Here is a 22,931-nt window from a genome sequence, read left to right on the forward strand (position 1 = left end):
AATGTGATGTTCAAGACCACGTTAATTGCCAATTCGGCGCTGAGCCTGGCGGCGGTTCTCGTCTGCGGCAGTCAGGTGCAGGCGGCTCAATACGATCTCGGCAACCCCGACCTCTCGATGCGTTGGGACAACACCTTACGCTACAACCTGGGTATTCGTGCCGAGAGTCGTGATGACGCATTGGCCAACAACGCCACTTATGACGAATCCGACTCCAAGTTCGACCGCGGCGATGTGGTGACCAATCGCGTCGACCTGATGAGCGAATTCGAGCTGGCCTACAAGCGCTACCACGGTTTTCGCATCAGCGGCGCAGCCTGGTATGACCAGGCGTATTCCGATACCGATGTCGAAACCGGTTCGGGCGCGGTGTACTACCCAGGCGCGTTTCCCGGTGCGAGCGTTCCGAGCTATCGCGGTGGGGAATATTCGAGCCATACCAAGCGTTATCACCATGGCCCCAGCGGCGAGCTGCTGGATGCCTTCGCGTTTACCCGCTTCTATGTAGGTGACGCCCCCGTCAGCGTGCGGGCCGGTCGGCATACGGTGTACTGGGGCAACGGACTCCTGATCGCGGGACATGCGTTGTCGTATTCCCAGGCACCGCTGGATGGCCGCAAGGCGCTCGCCAACCCGGGCACCGAAACACGGGAAATCTTCCTGCCGCTGGCTCAGGTTTCGGCCCAGGCACAGGTCACCGACCGGCTATCGGTCGCCGGCCAATATTTCTTCGAGTGGGACAGCACCCGGGCGCCGGAAGGCGGGACCTATCTGGCCTCGGCCGATGTCGCCCTCGAAGGCCCCAACCAGTTGCCGGTTGCACCGGGTTTCGCGCGTCCCATCGTCGATCCGCTGGAACCCGACGACAGCGGCAACTGGGGCGTAATGGCCAGTTACGGGCTGGACTTCATGCATTCCGAGGTCAGCGCGTACTACCGTGAATTCGATGACTACACGCCGTGGGGCCTACAGGTCGGGCCGGATTTCGCCCGCTATGTGTACGCCGAAAACACCAAGCTTTACGGTCTGGGCTGGTCGATGGGGCCGGTGCTGGGCGGCGCTTCGGTAGGTATCGATCTTTCCTACCGCAAGGATGCGCCCTTGATATCCAGTGGCATCAGCTTGGCGGACAACCAGGGCGCGCGTGGCGACACCCTGCATATGGTGGTTAACGGGTTGTGGTTGTTGCCGCGCACGGACTATTTCGACACCGGCACGTTGATCGCCGAAATGGCTTACAGCCATCTGGACAAGGTCACCCATAACGAGAGTCTGTTCCGCGGCGAAGGCTACGGCGGCTGCGCAACGGGGCAGGACAAGGAATGGGGTTGCGCCACGCGCAACTATGTCGGCGCGGCGCTCAGCTTCACGCCGCAGTGGCTGGGTGTGTTCCCCGGCTGGAACCTGTCCATGCCCATGAGCGTGGATTACGGCATCTCCGGCAACGCCGCGATAGGTGGCGGCAACGAAGGCCGCTACACCTACAAGGTCGGCGTGAAGGCGCTGTTCGACGAGCGCTACGACTTCACCCTGGCTTACATCGGCTATGGCAGCCAGCGCAACTACGACGATATCGCCGGCGTCGGCGAGACCGTCGTCGGCGGCAGCGGCGACATCGGCCTGTCCGACCGTAACTGGCTATCGCTCACATTCAGCACGGCATTCTGAATAGATCACCACGCGTCGGCCTGCATGCAGGCCCGCCGCGAATCTGCGCGCTTTTCCGGCATTGCCGAGACTTTGCTCGACGAGCAGGCGCGCTTTCCAGGCGATGACAAAAACAACGATGACTGGAGGTATACATGTTCTTCAACCGATCTGTGACCGGGTTGCTGGCCGCCATGAGCGCAGCGTCAGCATTCGCAGCGCCTTATACGCCCGCTGACCTTGGCAATGAGCTGACCCGATTCGGTGCGATAGCCGCAGGCAACGAAGCGGGCACCATCCCGCCCTATGACGGCGGCCTGAAAGTACCGGCAGGCCTGAAGCCCGGCGATGGTCAATGGCCGAATCCGTTCGAGGGCGAGAAGCCCCGGCTTCGGGTAACGGCAGCCAACGCCGATGAATATGCCGAGCAGCTTTCATCGGGGCAAATGAAGTTGCTCAAGCAGTATCCCGACACCTATTACATGGACATCTACCCGACGCACCGCACCGCGGCATTCCCGGAGGCATTTCTGGCGGCCACCGAGCGCAATGCGAAGAGCCCGGAATGCAAAACCATCAACGATGGCCTTTCGATCACCGAAGACTGTCGGGGTGGCTTGCCTTTTCCGCTGCCCGAAAGCGGTGAGCAGGTGATGTGGAACTACATCCTCAACTATCAGGGGGTCAACGGTTGGGATTGGAACCACAGCGCCTATGTCGTCAACCAGGGCCACGCCACGCTGACTAACACCAATCAATCCACCGGTGAAAAACCGTATTACCAGATTGGCGTGGACGGTCGTGACCCGGCGATGGCGCAGCGCATATGGTCGCGCGTCGTTGCGCCAGCCCGTACCGCCGGGCAGGCATCGGGGTACTGGGATTACCTCGATCCGGTGAAAAGTTCGCGCTACGCCTGGAGCTACACCACCGGCCAGCGCCGAGTCCGTCAGGCGCCCGAATTCAATTACGACACGCCCAACTCGGCCTTTGGCGGCGTGGCGTTCTATGACGAGATTTTCCTGTTTTCGGGAAAGATGGATCGCTTCGACTGGAAGCTGGTCGGCAAGAAGGAAATGTTCATTCCCTACAGCAATTACAAGTTGAAGTGGGGCTGCGACATGGATACCAAACTGATGCCCAACCACATCAATCCTGACTGCGAGCGCTGGGAGCTGCACCGCGTCTGGGTGGTCGAGGCAACCCGCAAGGAGGGCGTTCGCCACGCGCAGAGCAAACGCCGCTACTACATCGACGAGGACACCTTTGGCGCAGCGGTTTACGACGCCTGGGACGACAGCGGCGAAATGTTCCGGGCCGGCGCCCAATACAACATCCAGGCCTACGGCATTCCCAACAATCCTCAGCAGGACGCCTATTCGCTGTACGACTTCACCCGCAGCCAGTACGGCATGTTCGGCAACGGCCCGACGCGCTATCGCGACAAACCGATCGCCGAGCGCGAAGCCAATCCACAAACCATAGCCGGCGGCCAGACGCGCTGAACACACCGCGGGGCGAGTGCCGTGGCCGTCGCTGAAAGCGGGGCAGGCGATCGCTGCCGCCGTTGGAGTCACGGGTGGCCTAGATGAATAAAGAAGAGAGACGTTGGTGATGAGCAATCGACTGGAAAACAAAGTGGCGCTGATTACCGGCGCAGGCAGCGGCATCGGCCGCGCATGCGCTCAGATGTTCGCGAAGCAGGGCGCTCAGGTCGTGGTGACCGACCTCTACGCCAACGCGGCCGAGCGCGTCGCCGAAGACATCTCCCAGGCGGGGGGCAAGGCGATAGGGATGAAGGTCGATGTGGGCCGCGAGGAGGATCTGGCCCAGATGGTCGAGGCGGCTATGACAACCTTCGGCCGTCTCGACGTGCTGTTCAACAACGCCGTGAACAAGAACCCCGACACCGCCAGAGACGTGGACTTCCTCAATTTCAACGAGGATCTGTTCCACGACAACATGCGCGTCAACGTATTGGGCGGCGTGCTCGCCTGCAAGCACGCGCTGCCGCACATGCTCGAGCAGGGGCAGGGCTCGATCATCTTCACCTCGTCGACCAGCTCGATTGCCGGTGAAGTTGCCCAGTTCAGCTATGGCGCTTCGAAGGCCGCAGTGAACTGGTACGTGCAAACGCTGGCGGCAACCTTCGGTAAGCGCGGCGTGCGCTGCAACGCAATCCTGCCGGGCGTGATTCGCACCGCCGCCCTCGACGGCTGGGCCAACGACAAGATGGTGCAGGGCTTTGTGGATATCCAGAACGTGCCGCGCCTCGGCCTGCCCGAAGACATCGGCGCGATGGCCGTTTACCTCGCCTCTGACGAATCGAGCTACGTCAACGGCGCGCTCATGCGAGTCGACGGTGGCATGAGTTGTACCACGCCGATGGTGCCGGTGGTACGCGCCTATCTCTGAGCGTCACCCGTCCTCCGGCGGGAGACGTCATCACCTTTCCTGGGAAGCAAACATGGGCATACGACAAGAAACGTTTATCCGCGAATTCCTCGACGCCTGGGGCGACGGCACGGCCGAATCGCGCCCGCAGCTCGACAGGATCATTTCGATGATGGCCGAGGACGCCGTCTGGCAACTGTGGGTGCCGGGCGGGCCGGTCATTCGGGGGCGCGAGGCGCTCAGGCGCGAGATCGAACGGCAGATGAGCTACGTCACCCACAACAAATGCACGATCCGCCAGATCGTGTCTTCGGATGACGTGGTCATGACCGAGCGCGACGACTATGCCGTGTCCAGCGGCAAACCGATGCCGCATTCGATGGTGGCCGTTTACGAACTCGACGAGCAGGGCCTGATCAAGGCCTGGCGCGAATATCTCGATACCGCGGATCTGGCCAAGAAGCTCGGTGTATCGGTCGCCGACGTCGGCGGGCCGAGCCTTCAAGCGGCTGAGCGCTGAGCCCCCATTGTTTAGGAGTGTGGAATGGATACGGCAGTAAAAGAACAAGAAAGCGCCGCTGCAACCAGCGAAAGCAAGTTGAAGGCATTCGTCGAGCAGCTCACGGGTGGGCGGATCACGAACATGCAGCGGCTGGTTCGCTGGCGTCCGGCGTGGAATCTTGAAGTCGACATCAATGGCCAGACGCTGTGCCTGCACCTGCGAGGCGAACGCGGCGGCGACGTCAGCCCCTTTCCTGACCTGCGCCGCGAAGCCGAGATACTCATGTTGCTTGGCCAGCAGGGCATTCCCGTGCCGCGGATTCACGGGTTCTGCGAAGACCCGCCGGCCATCGTCATGGAGCTGGTGCGCGGGACGCGCGATCTTTCAGCTGCCCGCAGCGACGAAGAACGGCGCGATCTGGCTCGCCAGTATGTGCGGGCAATGGCCGCCATGCACCAGTTGCCCGTCGAGCCCTTCGTGGCGCAGGGCATCGACCGGCCCCAGGGCGCCGAGGCCATCTCGCTGGCGGGGTTGGAAGCGTATTACCCGCTCTACGAACGCAACAAGACCCGACCGCAACCGCTGGTGGAATTCGCTCTCGGCTGGCTGCGCCGCAACGTACCCATGCACCGCACCGAGGCGCGGTTCGTGCAATACGACTCGGGCCAGTACCTGTTCGAGAACGGACAGTTGAACGCGCTCTATGATTTCGAGTTCGCGATGATCGGTGACCCGCTGGCCGACCTCGCCTCGGCGCGCATGCGCGACAACTATGAACCGCTGGGCGACACCTTCAGTGATCTTTATCGCTACTACCAGGACGTCACGGGCGAGCGGCCGGAGCCGGACGTGGTGCGCTTCCACACTGCCCTGTTTTCCACCGTGAGTGCCATGCAGTTTTCCTGCACGGTGGCGACGCCGCAACCGGGGGACCCGCACGATACCTACACCGAGTTCGACATCGCCTTGCGTCGTGTAGTGGTGCATGCGCTGGCCGAGGCGATGGGTGTTCCCCTGGAAACCCCGGCACTGGACATCGCCACGCAAGGGCCGAACACGGCATTGCTGATGATGCTTGAGGATGCCGTCGCGCAGGTGAAGGTGAGTGATGAGTTTCAGCAATCCAAGCTCAAGTCGGTGAGCAAGCTGGTCGAGTATCTCTTCAAGGGAGACGCCATGACGTTGCGATTACAGGCATTGGAACAGGCGGACGCCGAAGCGCTGCTCGGCCGCACATTCGACCATTACAGCGAGATCGACGCGGCATTGGAGGACTTCGTGCGCAGCGCCGGCCCGGAATATGACGAGCCCTTGTTGAAACTGTTCATGAAACAGATCGAGCGGCGCGTGCTGGTGTTCGGCGGCACCGCGATTGGTGGCTCGGCGAGCCATATCGATCTGCCGCCGATCGAGCCCCGCTGAAACCGGCCAATCATTGCCGTAGCCAAGCCACCCGTTCAGTTAGAAAGGAAGTTGTCCCATGTCCGAGCAAGACACTCTCGCCTTCACGAAAAAATATGGCCCTTGGGCCGTCATCGCAGGTGCTTCCCACGGTGTTGGTGCCGCGCTTGCCGACCAGGTGGCTGCAAAGGGCCTGCACTGCGTGCTGGTTGCCCGGCGCGAAGAAGCCCTGACCGACCTGAAGAACCAGCTTGTCGACCGTTATGGCGTCGAGGTGCTGGTCGTCACACTGGACCTGACGCTGGACGATGCCGCCGACCGGCTGGTGGCAGCGGTGGCGGACAGGGAAGTCGGGCTGCTGATCTATAACGCCGGCGGCGATCCATACATCACCCGCTTCCTCGACACGCCGGTTGAAGACTGGTGCAAATTGCTGCACCTCAATACCCGGACGATCATGCGCTGCTGCCATGCGTTCGGTGGCCGAATGGTTGCGCGTGGCGCCGGTGGGGTCTTGCTGGTTGGCTCCCAGGCTGCGCTGGGTGGCGTGCGCAAGCTGGCTATGTACGCGGCCACCAAGTCTTTCGCCATGACGCTGGGCGAAGGGCTCTGGGCCGAATGGAAGGGGCAGGGCGTCGATGTGTTGAACCTGCTGATCGGCACGGTCGATACGCCAACCATGCGCGACGCGATGGTCAGGCAAGGAATCGCCGGCGCCCTGACCATGCAACTGGCCAAGGCCGAGGACATCGCTGCGATCGCGCTACGCGAACTGCCCAACGGGCCGACGCTTATCCATCCCGACGATCTGGCCGAGTCGCCCACCGGGTCGCATTCGGGGCAGGCGCGGCGCGAACACGTACTGCGGATTAGCGCAGAGTCTGCACTCTTTATCGGTGATTGAAGCCGTGGAGCGAGGGCGGCCGGTCGAGTATGCAGCGATGGGTTAGCACTCATCAGATATGGGGCGGCGCAGTGCCGTGCTCGGCAGTAAATGCAGTGGGTTTTCCATACACCAGGCAGAGTCCCGAAACATGAAAAATTTCGACAATACGGAGTTCAAACGGGGCTGGCGGATTCTCATCCTTGCAATCGTCGGGGTGGCCACCAGCTCGAGTTCCCTGCTGTTGTACAGCTTCAGCTCGATGGTGATTCCGCTCGAGGAGGCGATGGGCTGGCCGCGCGCCGACCTCCAGGCTTCGATCACCGCGCTTTCGCTGGGGACCATCATTGCCGCGCAAATGGCCGGCTGGCTAAACCTGCGTTACGGTTTGCGGCTGGTCACGCTGATCTCCCTGGTGACGCTGGCACTCAGTATGTTCGCCTTGTCGCGTGCCTCGGGATCGATCTGGATGCTTTATCTGGGGTTTTTCCTGGTTCCGCTGGCCGGTTTGGGGACCCTGCAGGTGACCTGGTCGCATCTGGTCAATCTCTGGTTCGAGGAGAACCGAGGCTTTGCCCTGGCGATCATCCTGAGCGGCTCCGGGCTGGCGGCGATCATGCTTCCGCTCATCACGACCTGGGCGATCTCGCGCTGGGACTGGCGGGCGGGTTTCATTGCGCTGGGTGCGTTGCCGGTGCTGCTGGCGTTGCCACTGACGCTGCGCTGGTTGTTGCCGGTGGCCAAGGGCCACGCGTCACACTCGATGCAGAGCGGCGCCGAGCGAAGCCATCCGGGAATGCTGCTGCGTGATGCGCTGCGTTCGTGGCGCTTCTGGATCTGCAATCTTTCGATGACGCTGGTGGTGTCCTGCGTGGTTGGCATGGTGACCAACATCATTCCGCTTTTGCGGGACAAGGGCATCGCGGCGGAGCAGGCCAGCCAGATCTTCAGCACCTTCGGGATATCGCTGATCCTTGGTCGCCTAGTGGTGGGTTACCTGATCGATCGATTGTGGGCACCTGGCGTCGCGGCTGTGGCCTTGCTGATGCCCGCCTTGGCCTGTCTGGTGTTTCTCTATGCAGATGCCAGCATCTGGTTGTTCGTTCTTGCAACCCTGTTGGTCGGCCTTGGCGCAGGTGCGGAATTCGACATCGCCGCTTTCCTGATCGCCCGCTATTTCGGTATGCGTGACTACGGCCGCCTGTTCGCCGTGCATCTGGGCCTGATCACTGCCGGGGCCGCTGCCGCGCCTTTGCTGTTCGGCGCCCTGTATGGCGCGAGCGGCAGCTATACCGGCCTGCTGGCCTTCTGCTGCATCTGCTTTACCGTGGGGCCATTGTTGCTGCTTGGATTAGGCGGCTACCCGGTGTTCGAGCGCGAGGCGGAGGCCGCACCGGTCTAGCTGGCGTTCTGCTCATCAGGCCAGGCCTCGCGTTGGCCTGGTGAGCGCTGTCGACGGAACTCCTCGGGCGTCCAGCCGACCGCTTTTCGAAACGCCGCGGAAAAGGCGGCGGCGCTCTGGAACCCGGTCATGTAGGCGATCTGCTTGATCAACAGGGAAGGGTCGCCGAGGAGCCTCATTGCCCGGTTGACCCGTGCTTCGGCCGAGTATTGGCGCAGGGTCTTGCCCGTGGTGTTCTTGAAATAAACCGACAGCTTTCGTTCCGGCAAGGCACACAGATCGGCCAGCTTGCGCAGCGAAATATCGTTTGCATCGGCGTCCAGAGCTTCCCTCAAGTGCTGCAGCTGACGGCGACTCAGCTTGCCGGGTTCGTCGTCATCGCGCTGTTTGCCAAGAAATTCCTTGCGCAGTTCCAGCGCGATACCGGTCATCAGGCATTCGATATGGAGCTCGCTGGCAAACCCGGGGAATGCAACCTCTTCGCCAAGCCTGCGCAGCGAGGCCTGCAGATAGTTGCTTTGGAGGTTCAACATGGCGTCCGTGATGCAGTGTTCCCAGTCCCAGCGGTAAGCCGCGAGCGGCGCGATGGCAGCGGGGTCGAACAGGCAGATCACCGCTTTTTGCTGACAAGCCCGATGCTTGAAGTGAAAGTCGCTTCCCGGTGGGATGAAGATCGTCTGGCCGAGCGGCTGGCAGCTTCCGCGGTTGCCCGACAGGGTGCCACGATTTGACAACGGCGCGTTTTCGGGAGCTTCGGCCAGCAGTAGCCTGATCAGACAGTGATCGGTCAGGTGAATCAGCGCGGCTCCCGAGCTGGACCAATGTGCATGCTCGACGCGAACCTCAAAGCCCTTGTTGGACAAGCCGGCTTCGGTGGAAAAATTGCCCGCATGGGGGGACTCGTATTCCCGATATTCGATGACATTCATGTCGCTTCCTTCAGCCGTTCTTATTGTTGATGCTGAGCTTTCCTGTCGCTGACTGACATGCCAGATGCAGGTTTACGAAATGAGGACCGTCTCCGAGTGTACTTTCAGATCAAGCTTGGCGAGTGATAGCGTTCGGAGCCAGATTTTGAAATTTTGATGGCCAGGGGCGCCAGCCACTCGCTGCGCCAGCCGCGCTATTCGTGGCGGCAACTGCTGGGCAGCTTCTCAGACGGCGGAGGTTTTACCCAGCTCAATATCGGATTCTCGTTTGTCCCGCAGTCAAAGCTGACCGATGGACAAGGGTGCAGGCTCGGCCTAGTTTTCCATACCGCAACGGCTGAAAAGCCTGCCCGACCCGATTTTGCGGGTAATAGACAACGGAGAGAACCGTGAGTAACACGATCGAGGACAACAAGGCGCTGGTGCGTCGATATGTACAGGCCGTTATCGACGGCGACATGGATACCTTCGAGGCGTTGCAGCATCCGGATGTCAAATGGTGGACGTTGACCCGAGGCGACATGAGCCGCGAAGCGTTCAATACCGCGGTACGCAGCGGCCTGCTAAGTGCCGATAAGCGCTCGGTGGTAATCACCGGATTGACCGCTGAAGGCGATCGCGTCGCCTATGAAGCGCAGGGCGAGATGGTGTTTGCCGACCGCGTCTATCGCAACAGTTACCACAACCTGCTGGTGATCCGCGACGGACTGATCGTCGAAGGCCGCGAATACATGGATACCAAGGCCTCCACCGAGGCGCGCCTTGCATAGCCGGCCATTCTCAAAACTGTAAATCGAACGAAGGCGGCCTGCCTGGCCAAGCGCCGCCCCGTCTGGCGGCGGCTGGTGCAGTCATGCGGTGTTGCGGCGAGCAGGCAACAGCCCCTTGCCCACTGCGCGAACGCCAGTACCGATAGCGCGCCCGTCCCCAGTCATCGCATCAAGTTGCCGGCTCGGTTATTGCGCCATCCGTAACGGTCGCTGTCGCCACTTCCCCAGGAGCCGTGGGAAGGGTGGGGTAACGCCCCAACGTCAAAAGCAGCAACGCACCGATACCAAAACTGACCATGCAGAACATCAGCATCGCGTGGTAGGAGCCGGTTGCCTCGAACAGCGCGCCGAAGAACGCCGGAGCCATGGTGCTGCCGATCGCACCAAAGCTCATCTGAAAGGCGAAAACCCGGCTGTAGTCGCGCAGCCCGAAATAGCGCGCGATCAGATACGACGCAATATCCATTTCGGCGCCGGCGCCCAGCCCGGCGAAGACACAGGCGAGCACCAACAGGGGAACATGTGCGCCAACCGTGCTGAACAAAAGGCAGCCGACGCCGGGAAGCAGCAAGACGAAAAAGGCCACCCCAGGCGCCCACACCCGGTCGATCAGATAGCCGATGAACAGCCGTCCGAAAATCAGCGACACGCCGAACGCACCGAACACCTTGGCCGCCTCGGTTGCTGAAAGGCCGCTGTCCTGCATCATCGGCACAGCGTTGATGATCATGCCCATCATGCCCATGATCGCGAGGAACAACGCGCAGTTGATGACCCAGAAGCGCCGCGAGTGCAACGCCTGGCGAAGCGAGAAGCCCGTCAGTCCGACGTCCGGCTGCGCAGGGAGAGATGATCGTTGTGTCGCCTGTTCCACGGCCCCTCGGGTGCTCAACCAGCGCAACGAAAGCGGCAAGGTCACCAGCAATGGCAACAGCGCCAAGCCCCAGAACCAGGCGCGCCAATCCCAGCGGATGATTGCCCAGCTCAGCAACGAGGGCAGCACCAGGGCGGCCAGGCCCGTGCCACACAGGATGATCGCCAGCGCCAGGCCGCGGTTCTTGTCGAACCAGAGGCAGGTCAGCTGCGTCCAGGTCACGTGTAGCGTGCCCACCCCGGCAAACGCCAGCAGACCAAAGCCCAGATTCAATTGCCACAAGTGGCCGGTGTTGAGGGCCATGGCGAAGTAGGCGAGCGGCAGCGCGATCAGCGAGCAAAGGGTCACGCGACGCGGCCCGTAGCGTTTGTTCAGCCAGCCGGCAACCTGAAAGGCGATGATGGAACTGCCGTACTGAAAGGCCGCCGCCGTCTGGATTTCGCCTCGCGACCAACCAAAGGCCTCCTGTAACGGCAGCACCAGCGTGCCGAACGCATAGATGGGCGCGACGGCGACCGAAGTGGCGATACCCAGCAGCGCCAGAAGCAGCACCCGCCATCCCTGGCGGAACTCTGTCCAGTCGATAGCCAGAAAGGTGTGGGGCTTAGCGGCGGAAACGGCCATGTGGCTTCCTCTTGTTGTTGTTATGGCGATACCCTCAGCCGGGCTTTCAAGCGCCCGGCGGGTCATGTCACAGCGTCAATTCAGCTGCTCAGCGCCTATCTGCGCGGCAGGCTCGATAGCCGGTTGCGGGACATCGTCCTGAGCCAGGGCCAGCCCGGCGAGATAGCCAAAGGTCAGGCTGAGCGTATTGTTCGCGCCGTTGCCCGGCGCGCGGCCCCGCCATAGCGAGTTCATGTCCAGACCCACCGCGTGCAGACCGGGAATCGGCTGGTCGTTCCCGTCCAGCACGCGCGCCTTGCCGTCTATGCGCAGGCCGACCGTGGTGGTGGAATCGCCGGGAAATATCTGCACGGCATAGAACGGCCCTTGCTGAATCGGCCCGAGGCAGGGATTGGGGGTGTGGTTGGGATCGCCCAGAGGCATATCGGCCTTGTCCCGTCCACGCCCGAAGTCATCATCCACACCCCGGGCGGCTTGCTGGTTGAAGCGCGCGACGGTGTCGGCGAGGTTGCCGGGATTGACACCGATACGCGCGGCAAGCGCATCGAGGGTCGGCTCGGTGAGGATATAGCCGGCGGCGATCAGCCCTTTCAGCCCAAAGCCGCCCGGGCGCACCAGGCCCAGGCCGTATTTCTTGATGAACGGGTGGTCGCATACAAGGTGCGCCGGCACAGAGCCGGTGCGGTGCATGGGCTCCACCAGGTTGGTCGCCGCCTCGTTACCGAAACGCCTACCGTCCCGGTTGACCGCAATGCAGCCTGGCTTGCCGCGATCCATATAAAGGTGTGGAAATTTGCGTATTCCGCCGTCGGGCTTCCTCAGCAGCGAGACCACCACCCAGCCGGCATTGCTCAGGTTTTCGCCATCGAAGCGGCCGCCAGCGTTGCGGGCTTGCTGCAAACCGTCACCGGTGTTGCCCTCCGGCACCAGCGACACATGGTGTTCGGCAAACGGAATGTACTGTTTGCGCATGTTCGGATTGGCGGAAAAACCGCCGGTGGCCAGCACGACGCCACGGCGTGTGCGAATTTCCACCGGTTTGCCGTCGCGCTCGACAACCACGCCTTTGATCGCGCCATGCTCGTGGATCAGGCTGCGCATGGGCGTGTCTTTCCACAGCTCCACCCCGGCATCGATCGCCGAGCGCAGCAGCCGGGCAGCCATGGCATTGCCCATGGTCAGCCGCGTACCGCGCGAATAGCTCAGCCGATCCACGCCAAAGCGCACCGCCAACTTGGCGATGTGTTTGAACGAGGTGAACGACGTGGTGACCTTGGCGATGTGCGGCATGTCGCCAATGCCGAACATCATGCCGCCCGGCGCGTTGAATTCAGTCAGCGGGGGCCGTAATTGGTCGAAGTATTCGCCCAGCTCACGACCGTCATATTCCACCGGGCAAAGCAAACGGCCATCGGCGGAAAAGCCCTTGGCCTGCGGATGCCAGTCGGCAAAACCGCGCTGCACGGCGAAACGTACCGAGGTACGCGCGTGCAGGTAATCGACCATGCGCGGCGCGGCATCAAGAAAAGCCCGCAGCAGATCGGTACGCAGTGTCGGCCCCACCACTTCCTGAACGTAAGCGAAGGCTTGCTCTGGATCATCTTTCAAACCGGCCTCGGCCGCCTGGGTATTGCACGGCACCCAGATGCCGCCGCCGGAAAGCGCGGTGGTGCCGCCGAACAGCCCGGTCTTTTCTACCAGCAGTACGTCGAGGCCCTGGGTTGCGGCGACGATCGCGGCCGTCATGCCGCTGCCGCCAGAGCCGACGACGACTACGTCTTTTTCAACCACCGGATTGTCATTCATTCTTGTAGGTTCCGTTGTTTCTGAAACTGATCGAGATGTGGGTGCTGCCCCGTACGCTGGTCAGTCCGACGTCTGCCGGGTCTGTTGATACAGCTCGGCAAAATGCGGCTGACAGCTGTTCTTGCCGCCATTGATCTCGATGCATTCGCCTGTGATGTAGCCGGACTCGTCGGACGCGAGAAAAGCGGTCAGCGCCGCTATGTCTTCAGGCGTGCCGAGGCGTTTGGTCAGGACGTACTTGCTCGCAAAGGCAAGGATCTGCGGGGCCGTCGCCTCCATTGCAGGCGTCACGATGACCCCCGGTGCAATGGCGTTACAGCGCACGCCTTGGCGACCGTATTGCGTCGCGATGTGGCGCGTCATATTGATGATCGCAGCCTTGCTGGTGCCGTAAGCGATTCGCACCAGGTCGCCCTTGGTGCCGGAGCCGGAGGCGGTGTTGATGATCGACCCGCCCCCCGCTTCGATCATGTGGGGAATGGCGAACCGGCAGGCCAGCATGTAGCCGGTCAGGTTCACGTCCAGGGTTTTGCGCCATACCTCCATGGGTATTTCCAGCAGACTGAGGTCCTGGCCGTGAGTCTGCGGGTCGGTGATCGCGGTGTTGTTGTGCAGAATGTCCAGCCGACCGAAGTGCTCGACCGTCTGGGTCACCATCGCCTCGATGCTGTCGGCATCGGCGGCATCGAACCGCAGCGCCAGGCCGTTGCCCTCCAGCGCATCGGCGGCGCGTTGCGCCGTTTCCAGATTGATATCGGCGCACACGACTTTCGCGCCTTCACGCGCCAGGCGCAACGCGGTCGCCGAGCCGATACCACCGCCGCCGCCGGTTACGATTGCCACTTTGCCTGCCAGACGTTGCATCCGTTTATCTCCTGTCATTGTTGTTTTCGGGTGTGGCATGAAGCGCCTCGCGGATCGCAATAGCCGCGCCACGTATCGACGAGGCCATGGCTACGCGCCAGACAAGCCCGGCGATACCAACGCGATCAGCGCTGCGTGTACTTGGACACGATGGCTTCCGGGTTCTGCGTGCTGTTGGACGGTGCCTCCTCCGCAAACTCCAGGCGTCCGGTCAGGAAGTCGTTGAGCACGCCATACATGTTTTTGTTGAAATCGAAGATCGCCAGCTTGGTCGCGTAGGGAATGTCTTTGTCATAGATCTGCACCCCGGCCATGTACACGGTCCGGTACAGATTGCCTTCCTGGTCCCAGGCGTCGTACAGGCCCGCGCCGAAGGTGTCCTCGTCCATGTAATAGCGCCGCTTGCTGTACACGTGGCGCTGGCCAGGCTTGAGCGTCGCCTCCACCACATAGACGCGGTGCAACTCCCAGCGCTCAACCGCCGGGTTAACGTGATTCTTCATGAACTGCTCGGGCGCTTCGATTCCGAAGTACCACTTGTAGGCGTTGTAGGGGATGTACATCTCCTGGCGTCCTATCAGCTTGAAATCGAAGCGATCCTGCTTGCCGGCAAACATTTGCAGCTCGTCGAACAGGGAAATGCCGCCCTGGCTCGCGACCGGCGTGTCATAGGCGAACTCCGGCGCCAACTTGACGCGGCGCTGACCTGGCGAATAGCTCCAGGCGCGACGCGGTTTCTCGGTCGGGTCCAGAAAATCGGAAATACCGGTCATCTCGCCCGCCCGGCGCGCCGGCTCGGTGTTGATCGACCAGGCACGACCGTATACCTCCGGATCACGGTCCTCCAGATGCGTCTGATAGAAAGGAAATTCCTCATAGGCGCGCTGTTGCGCCGTCTTGGTGATGTTGCCGTTGGAGTCGACAACCCAACTGGTGTGCTCGTCCAGGACGCCGGTCGGTCCGTTTTTGTAGCGCAACAGCTGGTTCCACATCATCTCGTTACCAGTCTTGGCGATGGGAAACGGCAGGCCGCCCCGGCAATCGGTTTCAAGCGATAAGCCTCCGTTGAAGGTTTCACATCCGGTGGCGTTGCGAACCGTTGCCTTCAGCACGTTATCCGGATAGGCAGCGGTGCGATGGCTCGGGTACACATCCATGTACCAGGTGTCCGGATATTTTTTCAGCAGGGCTTGCTGCCCCGCGCTCAATTTGTCGGCGTACTGATCCACGTTTTGTGCGGTGATCCGGTACAGCGGTTTTTCATCCCGGAAAGGATCGGTCCAGGCTTTGCCGGGTTCGAAGTCCGCTGGAGCGGTCCGCAAACCGCCTTGGTAGGGCGGAATAGTGCCTTCGGCGTTTCCGGCTTTTATCGCCCCGAACAGGGTGAGCGTATTACCCAGTTTCTGCGCCTCTTCTGGCGAAACCGCAGCGCAGGCAAATGTGGAAATGCCGGTCAAGACAATGCTTAACGCGAATCGGGAAATCATGAGCAGTCTCCGCTTATTGGATTTATATGGAGCCGTAAGACGACGTGATGCATCGCACCTCTAACTTAGCCAATACGCGTTTACATGCCGTTCATACCGTTTCACCCACGGTAAAACGAAAGCGGATATTTAGTGGTGTTAAAACCGGCAGTTGGTCCTAACCTGAAGCCCGTCAGCCGAAACCACGAAGCGCCTGATGTTTTGAAACCGGCGTTACGTTGAATTTAATAAGAACAAACGTTAAAGCCATGCCCATGTTTCCATTTTTCCCTTATTGCAAGCTGGTTCTTCAGGCGTCTGTATCTAAATTCGAACGGGTCCAGGCCTCTGTGTAACCCTCCGTTCAACGACTCAATAACAAGAGATAAAAGATGAAGACTTTTTCCAAGATCCCCGAGCGAGGCGATTTCGCCTATCAAACCCTGGTAGCGCCCTACAAGGTGACCGGCGAGTCGATGCATGGTGGCCGTGGCTTTTTCGGCTTGCAGTTGAGCAAGAGCATGCCGTTCGGCTCGGTTCGTGACGAAGAAGGGCATATCTATTCGTTCACCCGTTCGGTCATGGCGCCAACCGGCACGCCGAACCCGACCAAATTCTTCTATCTGTCCACCCGCATCGACGGCAAGAACATCCGCATGGACCAGGCACGCATGGCGGAACGCGGCGTGACGCCGATTCCGGCGTTGTCGCTGCAAGGCGATACCGTCCGCTGGACCAACCAGCCGGATGACGTCGGCCATCCATGGGAATTGACCGCCAACAGCGAAACCTTCACCTGGAAAGAGGACAACCTATTCCAGCTCGAAGGCCGCCTGCTCGGCAACGGTATGCAGTGGTACTTGCCGGGCGTCGAATGGGGCACCTTTTACGTTTCCCAGATTTGGGATGTCAGCGGCGTCTGCGAAGGGCGTCCGGTCAAGGGCGCGATCCTGCTCGACCAGGTGTACATGGCCGAGGGCGGCGCGATTCACTTCAAGAAAGACCTGGTGGTGAACAACAAGATACACGTGCTGTGGTGGTCGTTTGCCACGGTCTACAAGGACGGCACCTACGATGTCGGCTCGTTCATGGTTGGCCATGACCACCTCGGCTACGCGATTTTCCAGAACGAAAAGGGCGAAGTGCGTACCACCACCGACATCGAATGCGTAACCAAGCACAAGGACGGGAGCTACTTTCTGGAGGCTGCCAAAATCACGCTGGACGGCAGCGAAGAATGGGAATTCCTGCCCGATCCGCGCGGCGAAATGATCGACTTCGTTGGCGGCTTTCCCGTCACTGCACAGCAGGAAGGCCGCTGGCGGCGAGTGGGTGATACTCGCGAGCCGGATCACTGGGTGGCCTGGGGTGAGTCGGACCGGCGCAATGGCGCGGCACGCAATGTCCCCGGCAGCGATATCAACTAATCGTGCGGGCGAAGCCCTGCTGCCATGGCTGATTAAGCGGTACGAGTCAGCGGCTCGATTTGCCCGAAGCGGCGAGCGGGCCCAATGAACCAGGAGCGACTGGTGTTTCGCTGCTCAACCCCTCGGGGGCGAGCAGCTTTTTTTTGCAGCAGTGCCCTGCTTACACACCACACCGACGCCATGTGGCGAAACGCTCCAGGGGCGAATTCGCAAGCAATCGCCCCGAACGCCATCGGGGGGAATGTGCTTAAGAGGGAAGGATCTGCTACGAACGGCCAGCCGGGCATCAGTCAGCGGTGAGATAACGGTCCCTGAGACTATTCAGGCCCGACGCATCCAGGCCGACACACGTCTCGATATAGGCGTCCATCGATCCATAGTGCTTGTCCACGCAGTCGTAGGCCGTTTGCAGGTACTCGGGGCGGGCATCCATGATCGCGTCGACCGCTTCGTCAGGACAGGGCTTGCCGATCATGTTGCTGACCAGCGTACTCATCAGCTCTCGCCGGACGTTGCTGGCGTCGACCATTCGGCGGGCCGACAGCTGATAGTCAGCGACAATGACTTTCCGCGCTACGCCGAGTGCATGAAGAATAACCGCGACGGCAAAACCGGTGCGGTCCTTGCCCGCTGCGCAATGAACCAGCACGGGCACCTTACCCGTCTCGAACAACCCGAACAGTTTCGGCAGATGCGGCGCCAGCATGCCCGGCAGACGCCGGTATACCTCGAACATCATGGCCTCGGCGCCCGCAAGATCCGGGCTTTCAGTCAACAGGCTCGACACGCTTTTGTCGGCGCGCATGTCGCCGGTGACCTCAAGTGCCAGCTGCTCAAGTTCAACAGGCAGATTGTTGGGCGTCCGCTGGCGCTCACCCTCGCTGCGCAGGTCACATACGGTCTTTACGCCAAGGGTCCTGAGGGTTTCCCAGCCCTCGGCGGCAAGCATGTGCAGCTGGTCGGACCGTAGCAACGTATGCTCGGCGATGCGCCGGCCGTCATGGGCCGGCAAGCCTTTGAGACTACGAAAATTATCGGTGCCTGCTAACTGCAGATTCATCGGGACTCTCATATCTGAATGCTCGAACGTTCGCCTAATGTGATCAAGCGGAGGCGAATCCCCGAAATTGGGTGAGATCCAGGTTGTCGGTCACCGGCGGTTTAAGGAAATAGCACACCTGAAGTTTGCCTGGTGAGAAACGGTAGGTTTCGATGCTTTCAATGGCCAGCCCGGTATTATTCAGGCAATTGCGATGATGAGCCGCAACGTCGTTGCCGTTGTAGATGGTCTCCACCACTTCCAGAGAGATGTCCGCATTGTGCTTGTCGAACATCTCTTCGAGGATAAACCAGCCATCACGCGTGTCAGTGCGACCGGCATATTCGATGACCAGCGACTCAGGCGCAATTTGGCGATAGCAGTCAAGAAAGGCCTCGCGATCGTGGGCGTTCCATGCCGAGACCTGGCCCTTCATAAAACGTTGGATACTTTCAGCATTCAGTTGCGTCGTCATTTCGATTGCACTCCGTTTATTGTTTTTGTTCGTTACACCATGATCCAAGCCATCAATCGTCCAGCAAATGCCGGAACTGCGGGAGAACCTGGCGCGCGCCCTCGCCCAGCTTCACGTGGCGGCGTGGCGCTTTGCCGGCGGTCAGCGTTTTCACGGTTTCGAAATCCTCCGCCGCGGCGAAGAATCGCTCCACCATGATGCGCCCGTCCTGGCCCCACTCATCGACATTGGCCAGCCATGCTTGCATGCCATACATGGGCCAGCGGCGAAACTGTTCCCAGGCGGCGTCCTGTCCAAGTACGCCTTCGGCGCCCAGGCTGATCAGCTTCTCGCGGTAGACCTTGACCAGATCCCAGGCCGAAGCCCGCCGCTCCTCGATTGTCAGCGCCCCAAGCATGAAATAGGCAATATCGCGCCATGGCCGCCCCTTGCGCACAAGCTGCCAATCAAGCCAGACCCGCTCGCCGCTGTCGCGCAGAAAGCTGTTGCCCTGGTGAGAATCGCCATGGACCAGGCAGATGGGGGTCTCCTGCTCAAGTTCATAAGCGCGCAACTCGTCAAAGGCATGCCCAAACAGCTCCGGTGTTTCATACATCCACTTCGGCAGGATGGCCTGGTACTCAGGCTTGCGCAGATTCAGCCGAATGTAGTCGTACATGCGTAAAAACTGATCGTAGTCGACCGGGTGATCCATGGACGTGGGCAGCCAGCTCTGTGCCTTGAGTTCAGAACTTCCCCACAGTGCGGCATGCAACATCGCCAGTGACTCCAGCCCCTGGGCCACGCCATCGACGCCGAGGTGATGGGTACTGTGACCGAACTGGCCTGGCGCCATTCCGAGGTCTTCCATCACGACGACGCCCCGACCCCCACCATCGCCATCCCAGTCGGAAAAATAGCTGTCCGGCACCGGCGTGTGCAGACGCTCGCGCATGAAGTGGTAGAAGCGTGCCTCCAACTCGCAGATCTCGCCGCTCTCGAACCCTTCCGACCAGTTGGACTTGAGGCAAACGTTGCGCGGAATGCCAGCGGCCTGGCCAACCTCATTGAGGTCCAGCGCGAGCCTTAGCTTGGTGGTGTGCCCGTTACGCACCTCTACCTGCTCGAAATCATTCACCGCGATCCCGGGGTAGCGGTTCTGAAGCAGGCTAGTCAACCATTGGGGTGTGACGTCTTGCAGGTGGCGAGGAAGCTGCCCCTGACGAGCAGGATAAGGGCGCTTTGTTCGCAACTCTTCGATACTGGTCATTGTTGTATTTTATCTCTGAAGGCGAAATGCCAGCGGCTTCATGTAGAAACCGTACGACAGCGGAAACGCACTTAATTCACGTATTCGGCGTAAACCCGAGTGTTGATCAGCCGCGCTGCGTCATCAAGGCAAACACGCTCTCGATACGATTGAGTTGTTTTACCGGCGGTCAAATGCTGGAGTCGAAATGCTCATCGGAAAATAGCTGTTGATGCTTGAGGGCGTGGGTCAATCGGACCTGCTCGAGGGCGCCGGGGCTATATCAAGATTTACCAAACCGGAAACAGTGGCGGTTGACTATTGGTAAAACAAAAATACGGCTCGCGCATAGTCAACATGGCAACGTGTTGCATATATATAAAGCCGCCTGATGTCGCGGCAAAGGAGCGTTGCAGATGCAAACACAGAATCGCTCGAAGTCTGATAAGCGCCAAACAATGAGCCGAATGCTTGCCGCCGCGCATCAGGAGTTTTGTAATAAGGGACTGGCCGGCGGGCGTATTGACGAAATAGCCCGCAATGCTGGCGTTACCAAACAGCTGATCTTCCACTATTACGGATCGAAGGAAGGCCTGTTTGTCGCGGTGCTTGACGAAACCTCTGACAGACTCATGACCGGGTGGGTCGATTTCGATGTCGAGCAGCTGACCCCGACGCAAGCGCTTCGAGCCTTGCTCAACCACATCTTCGATCAATATCGCAACGATCCCTTGCTCGCCAGGTTGGCGCAGGAGGGCGTTCGCTATCACGATTACAATCAAACGCCGCGCAACCGCTTCCTGGAACTGGCACCGGCCCTGGTCGATAAGGTTGGCAGGATCGTCCAGCGAGGCATTGAATGCCGTAGTTTCAAGCCGGACACCCAGCCTCGGCTGCTGCTTGCCACCGCGGCTCTCATCGCTACCGGCTGGTTTACCAACGCTTACTCCACCTCAGCGCTGGTCGGCCTCGATACTGCTTCCGAGGAAGGTATGGAAACCTGGCGCAAACACTGTGCCGATTTCATTCTGGCCAGCATCGTCGCGACGCATGGAGAAGAACCGCGCAGCCCTCGCGCCGATTGATCATCGCGTTCTGCCGGGTTTCGCGCAGGTCTCGTTAGGGGCGCTCGATTCATTGGAGCGCTCATGGTCATCTCACCGTTACGTCATAGAGCGTAACGTGGGCTGCGCTTATAACGCCTGCTCGACACCGTGACCGAATCTTGCGTTCGCTGTATGGTGCGCGACTAGCCTGAGTGGTCGCACTGAGTTGGTGAAGGGTAACGGGATGGCGAAGGGCAAAGACATATCGATGCGCCAGCTGCGCTACTTCATGGCCGCGGCTGAGGCAGGGCAGCTTTCCCAGGCAGCGGTGAAGGTGCATGTATCGCAATCGGCCATTACCGCCGCCGTTCTGCAACTTGAACAGACATTGGGCGTTCGGTTGTTCGACCGGCTGCCTTACGGCGTCACCCTGACCGCAGAGGGGCATAAGTTCGCCCAGCATGCGGGCCATATTCTCGACACGCTGCAGGACGCGCTCAGCGAGCCGCTTTTTCTGAGCCATTCGATCCAAGGGGTGATTCGCGTCGGGGCTTCTTACACGGTGCTCGGCTATTTTCTGCCGTCGCTGCTGGCGCGGTTCAAGCGGAGCTATCCACAGGTGGAAATCGACCTGGTGGACATGGATCGGCCTGTCATCGAAGACGCCATCGCTGCAGGGAGGTTGGATATGGGGCTTTCCATCGTCTCCAATACCGCGAACCTGCAGCGCTTCGAGCATCAGGTGCTGATTCGCTCGCGACGCCAGTTGTGGCTTGCCAGCGAGCATCCGCTGATGCAGGCCTCGGTTATCACACTCGAAGACGTGGCGCGTCACCCCTACATACTGCCCACCGTGGATGAAGGGGAGAGCTCCACCTATCGCTACTGGAGTTCTCGCGGCCTGGAGCCGAATGTGGCGTTCCGGACGTCTTCGATGGAAGGATTGCGAGGGCTGGTGGCCCATGGCTTCGGCGTTACGATTCTCTCCGACATGCTCTATAGGGCGTGGTCCCTGGAAGGCAAGAAGATCGAGGCGCGGCCGCTGGTGGACACCATCCCGCCCATGGAGCTGGGCTTGACCTGGCGCCGCGAGACGGAATTGCCGCAAGCGGCTGAAGCGTTTCGCCAGTTTTTGGTCATGGCGTGCGCATCCTGAGTGGCCATCAGATCGGCTCAACGCCAATTTCGCTCATACTCAGTTGCGATCAGATGATCTTGCTCTCGGCCAGCCTGCGCAGCAATGGCGCGCCGAGTCGGATTCAGCGGATTCCTGCCCATCGCCGCTGCCGATGCGCGGTCCGGACCAATAATCTGGACGCGTGTTCCTGCCTGTTCGAGTTTCGCTATCTGCCTGGCCAGCGTACGACCAGGAATTCCTTGGCGCACACCAAGGGGTGACAAGATGATCACTCCTGATGAACGCTCGGCTAGATCGGCATTGCTTGAACTTCGAATCCCACCGTCCATGTATTGCCGTCCGTCGATATTCACCGGCGGCCAGATACCGGGCACGGCACAGCTGGCAGCGACCGCATCGGTCAGCGTCACGCCAGATTGCCGGTCGAAAACTCTGGTTTCGCCAGTCAGCACATCTACAGCGACAACGGCCAAGGGCTTTGCTGGCCAGTCCTGTCGAGGATGCAGCCGGGCAGCAATGACGGCCTGCCTGGCTTGGGCATTCCCGGCCCCGGCTCGTAGCGCCAGCTGACCAATTCGCTGGGTGCGCTCAATCGGAGCATTCAGCTTTGGCAATACGGAAATTGCTAACGGCAGTAATCGCAGCAGTCGTATTTGAGGCGCGAGCTCCTGAACCTGTTTCGATGCATTGACCTGGCGCTCGTACAACTCTCCCAGATCACTGTCTTCGCGGATCTGCGCCGCAACCGTGGCGCCGGCAGAGGTGCCAAGCATTCTGCCGCACTCGCGTAGGTCGAGACCTTTCTCGCTCAAACCGAACAGCAGCCCGGTCATCCAGGCGATGCCAGTGATTCCTCCGCCGCCTAAAACCAGGGAATGGTCGGTAAACATGGCTGTTGTCCTTGGCACACAGGTAGGTGGGCATCACCAGAGCGACATCAGAACATGCCGGATCGTGGGCAATGTATTTATATGAACAAATATCGAGTATATGCCTATATTCTTTGGGTGCGCATA

The 22,931-nt window shown here is 60.5% G+C and carries 20 protein-coding genes; 11 read left to right on the forward strand and 9 right to left on the reverse strand.

All coding sequences use genetic code 11. The features are described 5' to 3' along the window. The first annotated feature begins 6 nt into the window (after positions 1-6). From KCX70_RS06685 to KCX70_RS06715, 7 genes are all read left to right on the forward strand, one after another. Entirely contained in the window at positions 7-1,668 is a 1,662-nt protein-coding gene (locus KCX70_RS06685) for a DUF1302 domain-containing protein (RefSeq protein ID WP_212619662.1), read from the forward strand. 134 nt (positions 1,669-1,802) lie between these two features. Beyond that, complete coding sequence (locus tag KCX70_RS06690) at positions 1,803-3,152, forward strand: DUF1329 domain-containing protein (protein WP_126190607.1); 1,350 nt, start codon at positions 1,803-1,805, stop codon at positions 3,150-3,152. Between the two features lie 109 nt (positions 3,153-3,261). Then, positions 3,262-4,062 (forward strand): SDR family NAD(P)-dependent oxidoreductase, encoded by an 801-nt coding sequence (locus tag KCX70_RS06695; protein ID WP_212619663.1) that lies wholly within the window; start codon positions 3,262-3,264, stop codon positions 4,060-4,062. A 52-nt stretch (positions 4,063-4,114) separates the two neighbouring features. Further along, entirely contained in the window at positions 4,115-4,561 is a 447-nt protein-coding gene (locus tag KCX70_RS06700; protein ID WP_021208018.1) for a nuclear transport factor 2 family protein, read from the forward strand. 24 nt (positions 4,562-4,585) lie between these two features. Then, a complete protein-coding gene (locus KCX70_RS06705) occupies positions 4,586-5,965 on the forward strand; it encodes a phosphotransferase family protein (protein ID WP_021208017.1) in 1,380 nt (459 codons plus the stop codon). A gap of 58 nt (positions 5,966-6,023) precedes the next feature. Further along, complete coding sequence (locus tag KCX70_RS06710; protein ID WP_021208016.1) at positions 6,024-6,848, forward strand: SDR family NAD(P)-dependent oxidoreductase; 825 nt, start codon at positions 6,024-6,026, stop codon at positions 6,846-6,848. A 130-nt stretch (positions 6,849-6,978) separates the two neighbouring features. Further along, positions 6,979-8,229, forward strand: a complete 1,251-nt coding sequence (locus KCX70_RS06715) for an MFS transporter (RefSeq protein ID WP_021208015.1) — start codon at positions 6,979-6,981, stop codon at positions 8,227-8,229. Here the strand turns inward: KCX70_RS06715 and KCX70_RS06720 are convergent. Then, positions 8,226-9,158, reverse strand: coding sequence for a helix-turn-helix domain-containing protein (locus KCX70_RS06720; RefSeq protein ID WP_102832410.1), 933 nt, complete (start codon positions 9,156-9,158; stop codon positions 8,226-8,228). The two genes, KCX70_RS06715 and KCX70_RS06720, sit on opposite strands and share 4 nt — an antisense overlap. Before the next feature lie 389 nt (positions 9,159-9,547). Here KCX70_RS06720 and KCX70_RS06725 point away from each other — a divergent pair, with 389 nt between their 5' ends. Next, positions 9,548-9,928: a nuclear transport factor 2 family protein gene (locus KCX70_RS06725; protein ID WP_021208013.1), complete on the forward strand. Its 381-nt coding sequence runs from the start codon at positions 9,548-9,550 to the stop codon at positions 9,926-9,928. A gap of 169 nt (positions 9,929-10,097) precedes the next feature. On the opposite strand, the gene KCX70_RS06730 is transcribed toward KCX70_RS06725, so the two are convergent. The 4 genes from KCX70_RS06730 to KCX70_RS06745 form a co-directional block, all read right to left on the reverse strand. Then, positions 10,098-11,426 carry an MFS transporter gene (locus tag KCX70_RS06730; RefSeq protein WP_212619664.1) on the reverse strand — a complete coding sequence of 443 codons (1,329 nt, stop codon included), beginning with the start codon at positions 11,424-11,426 and terminating at the stop codon, positions 10,098-10,100. 75 nt (positions 11,427-11,501) lie between these two features. Next, a complete protein-coding gene (locus tag KCX70_RS06735; protein WP_207212267.1) occupies positions 11,502-13,232 on the reverse strand; it encodes an FAD-dependent oxidoreductase in 1,731 nt (576 codons plus the stop codon). 60 nt (positions 13,233-13,292) lie between these two features. Then, positions 13,293-14,096: an SDR family NAD(P)-dependent oxidoreductase gene (locus KCX70_RS06740; RefSeq protein WP_102832412.1), complete on the reverse strand. Its 804-nt coding sequence runs from the start codon at positions 14,094-14,096 to the stop codon at positions 13,293-13,295. A 125-nt stretch (positions 14,097-14,221) separates the two neighbouring features. Next, positions 14,222-15,583 carry a DUF1329 domain-containing protein gene (locus KCX70_RS06745; protein WP_212619665.1) on the reverse strand — a complete coding sequence of 454 codons (1,362 nt, stop codon included), beginning with the start codon at positions 15,581-15,583 and terminating at the stop codon, positions 14,222-14,224. Positions 15,584-15,954: 371 nt separating this feature from the next. On the opposite strand from KCX70_RS06745, the gene KCX70_RS06750 reads away from it, so the two are divergent. Continuing rightward, positions 15,955-16,989: a hypothetical protein gene (locus KCX70_RS06750; protein ID WP_212619666.1), complete on the forward strand. Its 1,035-nt coding sequence runs from the start codon at positions 15,955-15,957 to the stop codon at positions 16,987-16,989. A gap of 286 nt (positions 16,990-17,275) precedes the next feature. Here the strand turns inward: KCX70_RS06750 and KCX70_RS06755 are convergent, their stop codons facing one another. Genes KCX70_RS06755 through KCX70_RS06765 form a run of 3 tightly spaced genes read right to left on the reverse strand, consistent with a single transcriptional unit; the run spans position 17,276 to position 19,752 of the window. After that, on the reverse strand, positions 17,276-18,049 hold the full coding sequence (locus KCX70_RS06755; RefSeq protein WP_241283866.1) for a tyrosine-protein phosphatase: 774 nt from the start codon (positions 18,047-18,049) through the stop codon (positions 17,276-17,278). Between the two features lie 43 nt (positions 18,050-18,092). Then, positions 18,093-18,503 (reverse strand): nuclear transport factor 2 family protein, encoded by a 411-nt coding sequence (locus tag KCX70_RS06760; RefSeq protein WP_126190599.1) that lies wholly within the window; start codon positions 18,501-18,503, stop codon positions 18,093-18,095. Positions 18,504-18,555: 52 nt separating this feature from the next. Further along, the gene (locus tag KCX70_RS06765; protein WP_021208005.1) at positions 18,556-19,752 is read right to left on the reverse strand and encodes a phosphotransferase; all 1,197 of its coding nucleotides are present in this window, start codon (positions 19,750-19,752) and stop codon (positions 18,556-18,558) included. A 395-nt stretch (positions 19,753-20,147) separates the two neighbouring features. Here KCX70_RS06765 and KCX70_RS06770 point away from each other — a divergent pair, with 395 nt between their 5' ends. Beyond that, a complete protein-coding gene (locus KCX70_RS06770; protein WP_212619667.1) occupies positions 20,148-20,816 on the forward strand; it encodes a TetR/AcrR family transcriptional regulator in 669 nt (222 codons plus the stop codon). 205 nt (positions 20,817-21,021) lie between these two features. Next, complete coding sequence (locus KCX70_RS06775) at positions 21,022-21,933, forward strand: LysR family transcriptional regulator (protein WP_126190596.1); 912 nt, start codon at positions 21,022-21,024, stop codon at positions 21,931-21,933. A 17-nt stretch (positions 21,934-21,950) separates the two neighbouring features. Here the strand turns inward: KCX70_RS06775 and KCX70_RS06780 are convergent, their stop codons facing one another. Beyond that, on the reverse strand, positions 21,951-22,805 hold the full coding sequence (locus KCX70_RS06780) for a patatin-like phospholipase family protein (protein WP_212619668.1): 855 nt from the start codon (positions 22,803-22,805) through the stop codon (positions 21,951-21,953). Positions 22,806-22,931 lie beyond the last annotated feature (126 nt).

Origin of the sequence: Stutzerimonas stutzeri (genome assembly GCF_018138085.1) — a bacterium.
Lineage (GTDB): Bacteria > Pseudomonadota > Gammaproteobacteria > Pseudomonadales > Pseudomonadaceae > Stutzerimonas > Stutzerimonas stutzeri_AI.

What these genes read in the sequence shown, in the direction of transcription:
- KCX70_RS06685 (WP_212619662.1), top strand. Translation starts at nt 7, where the DNA reads ATGTTCAAGACCACGTTAATTGCCAATTCGGCGCTGAGCCTGGCGGCG.
- KCX70_RS06690 (WP_126190607.1), top strand. Translation starts at nt 1,803, where the DNA reads ATGTTCTTCAACCGATCTGTGACCGGGTTGCTGGCCGCCATGAGCGCA.
- KCX70_RS06695 (WP_212619663.1), top strand. Translation starts at nt 3,262, where the DNA reads ATGAGCAATCGACTGGAAAACAAAGTGGCGCTGATTACCGGCGCAGGC.
- KCX70_RS06700 (WP_021208018.1), top strand. Translation starts at nt 4,115, where the DNA reads ATGGGCATACGACAAGAAACGTTTATCCGCGAATTCCTCGACGCCTGG.
- KCX70_RS06705 (WP_021208017.1), top strand. Translation starts at nt 4,586, where the DNA reads ATGGATACGGCAGTAAAAGAACAAGAAAGCGCCGCTGCAACCAGCGAA.
- KCX70_RS06710 (WP_021208016.1), top strand. Translation starts at nt 6,024, where the DNA reads ATGTCCGAGCAAGACACTCTCGCCTTCACGAAAAAATATGGCCCTTGG.
- KCX70_RS06715 (WP_021208015.1), top strand. Translation starts at nt 6,979, where the DNA reads ATGAAAAATTTCGACAATACGGAGTTCAAACGGGGCTGGCGGATTCTC.
- KCX70_RS06720 (WP_102832410.1), bottom strand. Translation starts at nt 9,158, where the DNA reads ATGAATGTCATCGAATATCGGGAATACGAGTCCCCCCATGCGGGCAAT.
- KCX70_RS06730 (WP_212619664.1), bottom strand. Translation starts at nt 11,426, where the DNA reads ATGGCCGTTTCCGCCGCTAAGCCCCACACCTTTCTGGCTATCGACTGG.
- KCX70_RS06735 (WP_207212267.1), bottom strand. Translation starts at nt 13,232, where the DNA reads ATGAATGACAATCCGGTGGTTGAAAAAGACGTAGTCGTCGTCGGCTCT.
- KCX70_RS06740 (WP_102832412.1), bottom strand. Translation starts at nt 14,096, where the DNA reads ATGCAACGTCTGGCAGGCAAAGTGGCAATCGTAACCGGCGGCGGCGGT.
- KCX70_RS06745 (WP_212619665.1), bottom strand. Translation starts at nt 15,583, where the DNA reads ATGATTTCCCGATTCGCGTTAAGCATTGTCTTGACCGGCATTTCCACA.
- KCX70_RS06750 (WP_212619666.1), top strand. Translation starts at nt 15,955, where the DNA reads ATGAAGACTTTTTCCAAGATCCCCGAGCGAGGCGATTTCGCCTATCAA.
- KCX70_RS06755 (WP_241283866.1), bottom strand. Translation starts at nt 18,049, where the DNA reads ATGAATCTGCAGTTAGCAGGCACCGATAATTTTCGTAGTCTCAAAGGC.
- KCX70_RS06760 (WP_126190599.1), bottom strand. Translation starts at nt 18,503, where the DNA reads ATGACGACGCAACTGAATGCTGAAAGTATCCAACGTTTTATGAAGGGC.
- KCX70_RS06765 (WP_021208005.1), bottom strand. Translation starts at nt 19,752, where the DNA reads ATGACCAGTATCGAAGAGTTGCGAACAAAGCGCCCTTATCCTGCTCGT.
- KCX70_RS06770 (WP_212619667.1), top strand. Translation starts at nt 20,148, where the DNA reads ATGCAAACACAGAATCGCTCGAAGTCTGATAAGCGCCAAACAATGAGC.
- KCX70_RS06775 (WP_126190596.1), top strand. Translation starts at nt 21,022, where the DNA reads ATGGCGAAGGGCAAAGACATATCGATGCGCCAGCTGCGCTACTTCATG.
- KCX70_RS06780 (WP_212619668.1), bottom strand. Translation starts at nt 22,805, where the DNA reads ATGTTTACCGACCATTCCCTGGTTTTAGGCGGCGGAGGAATCACTGGC.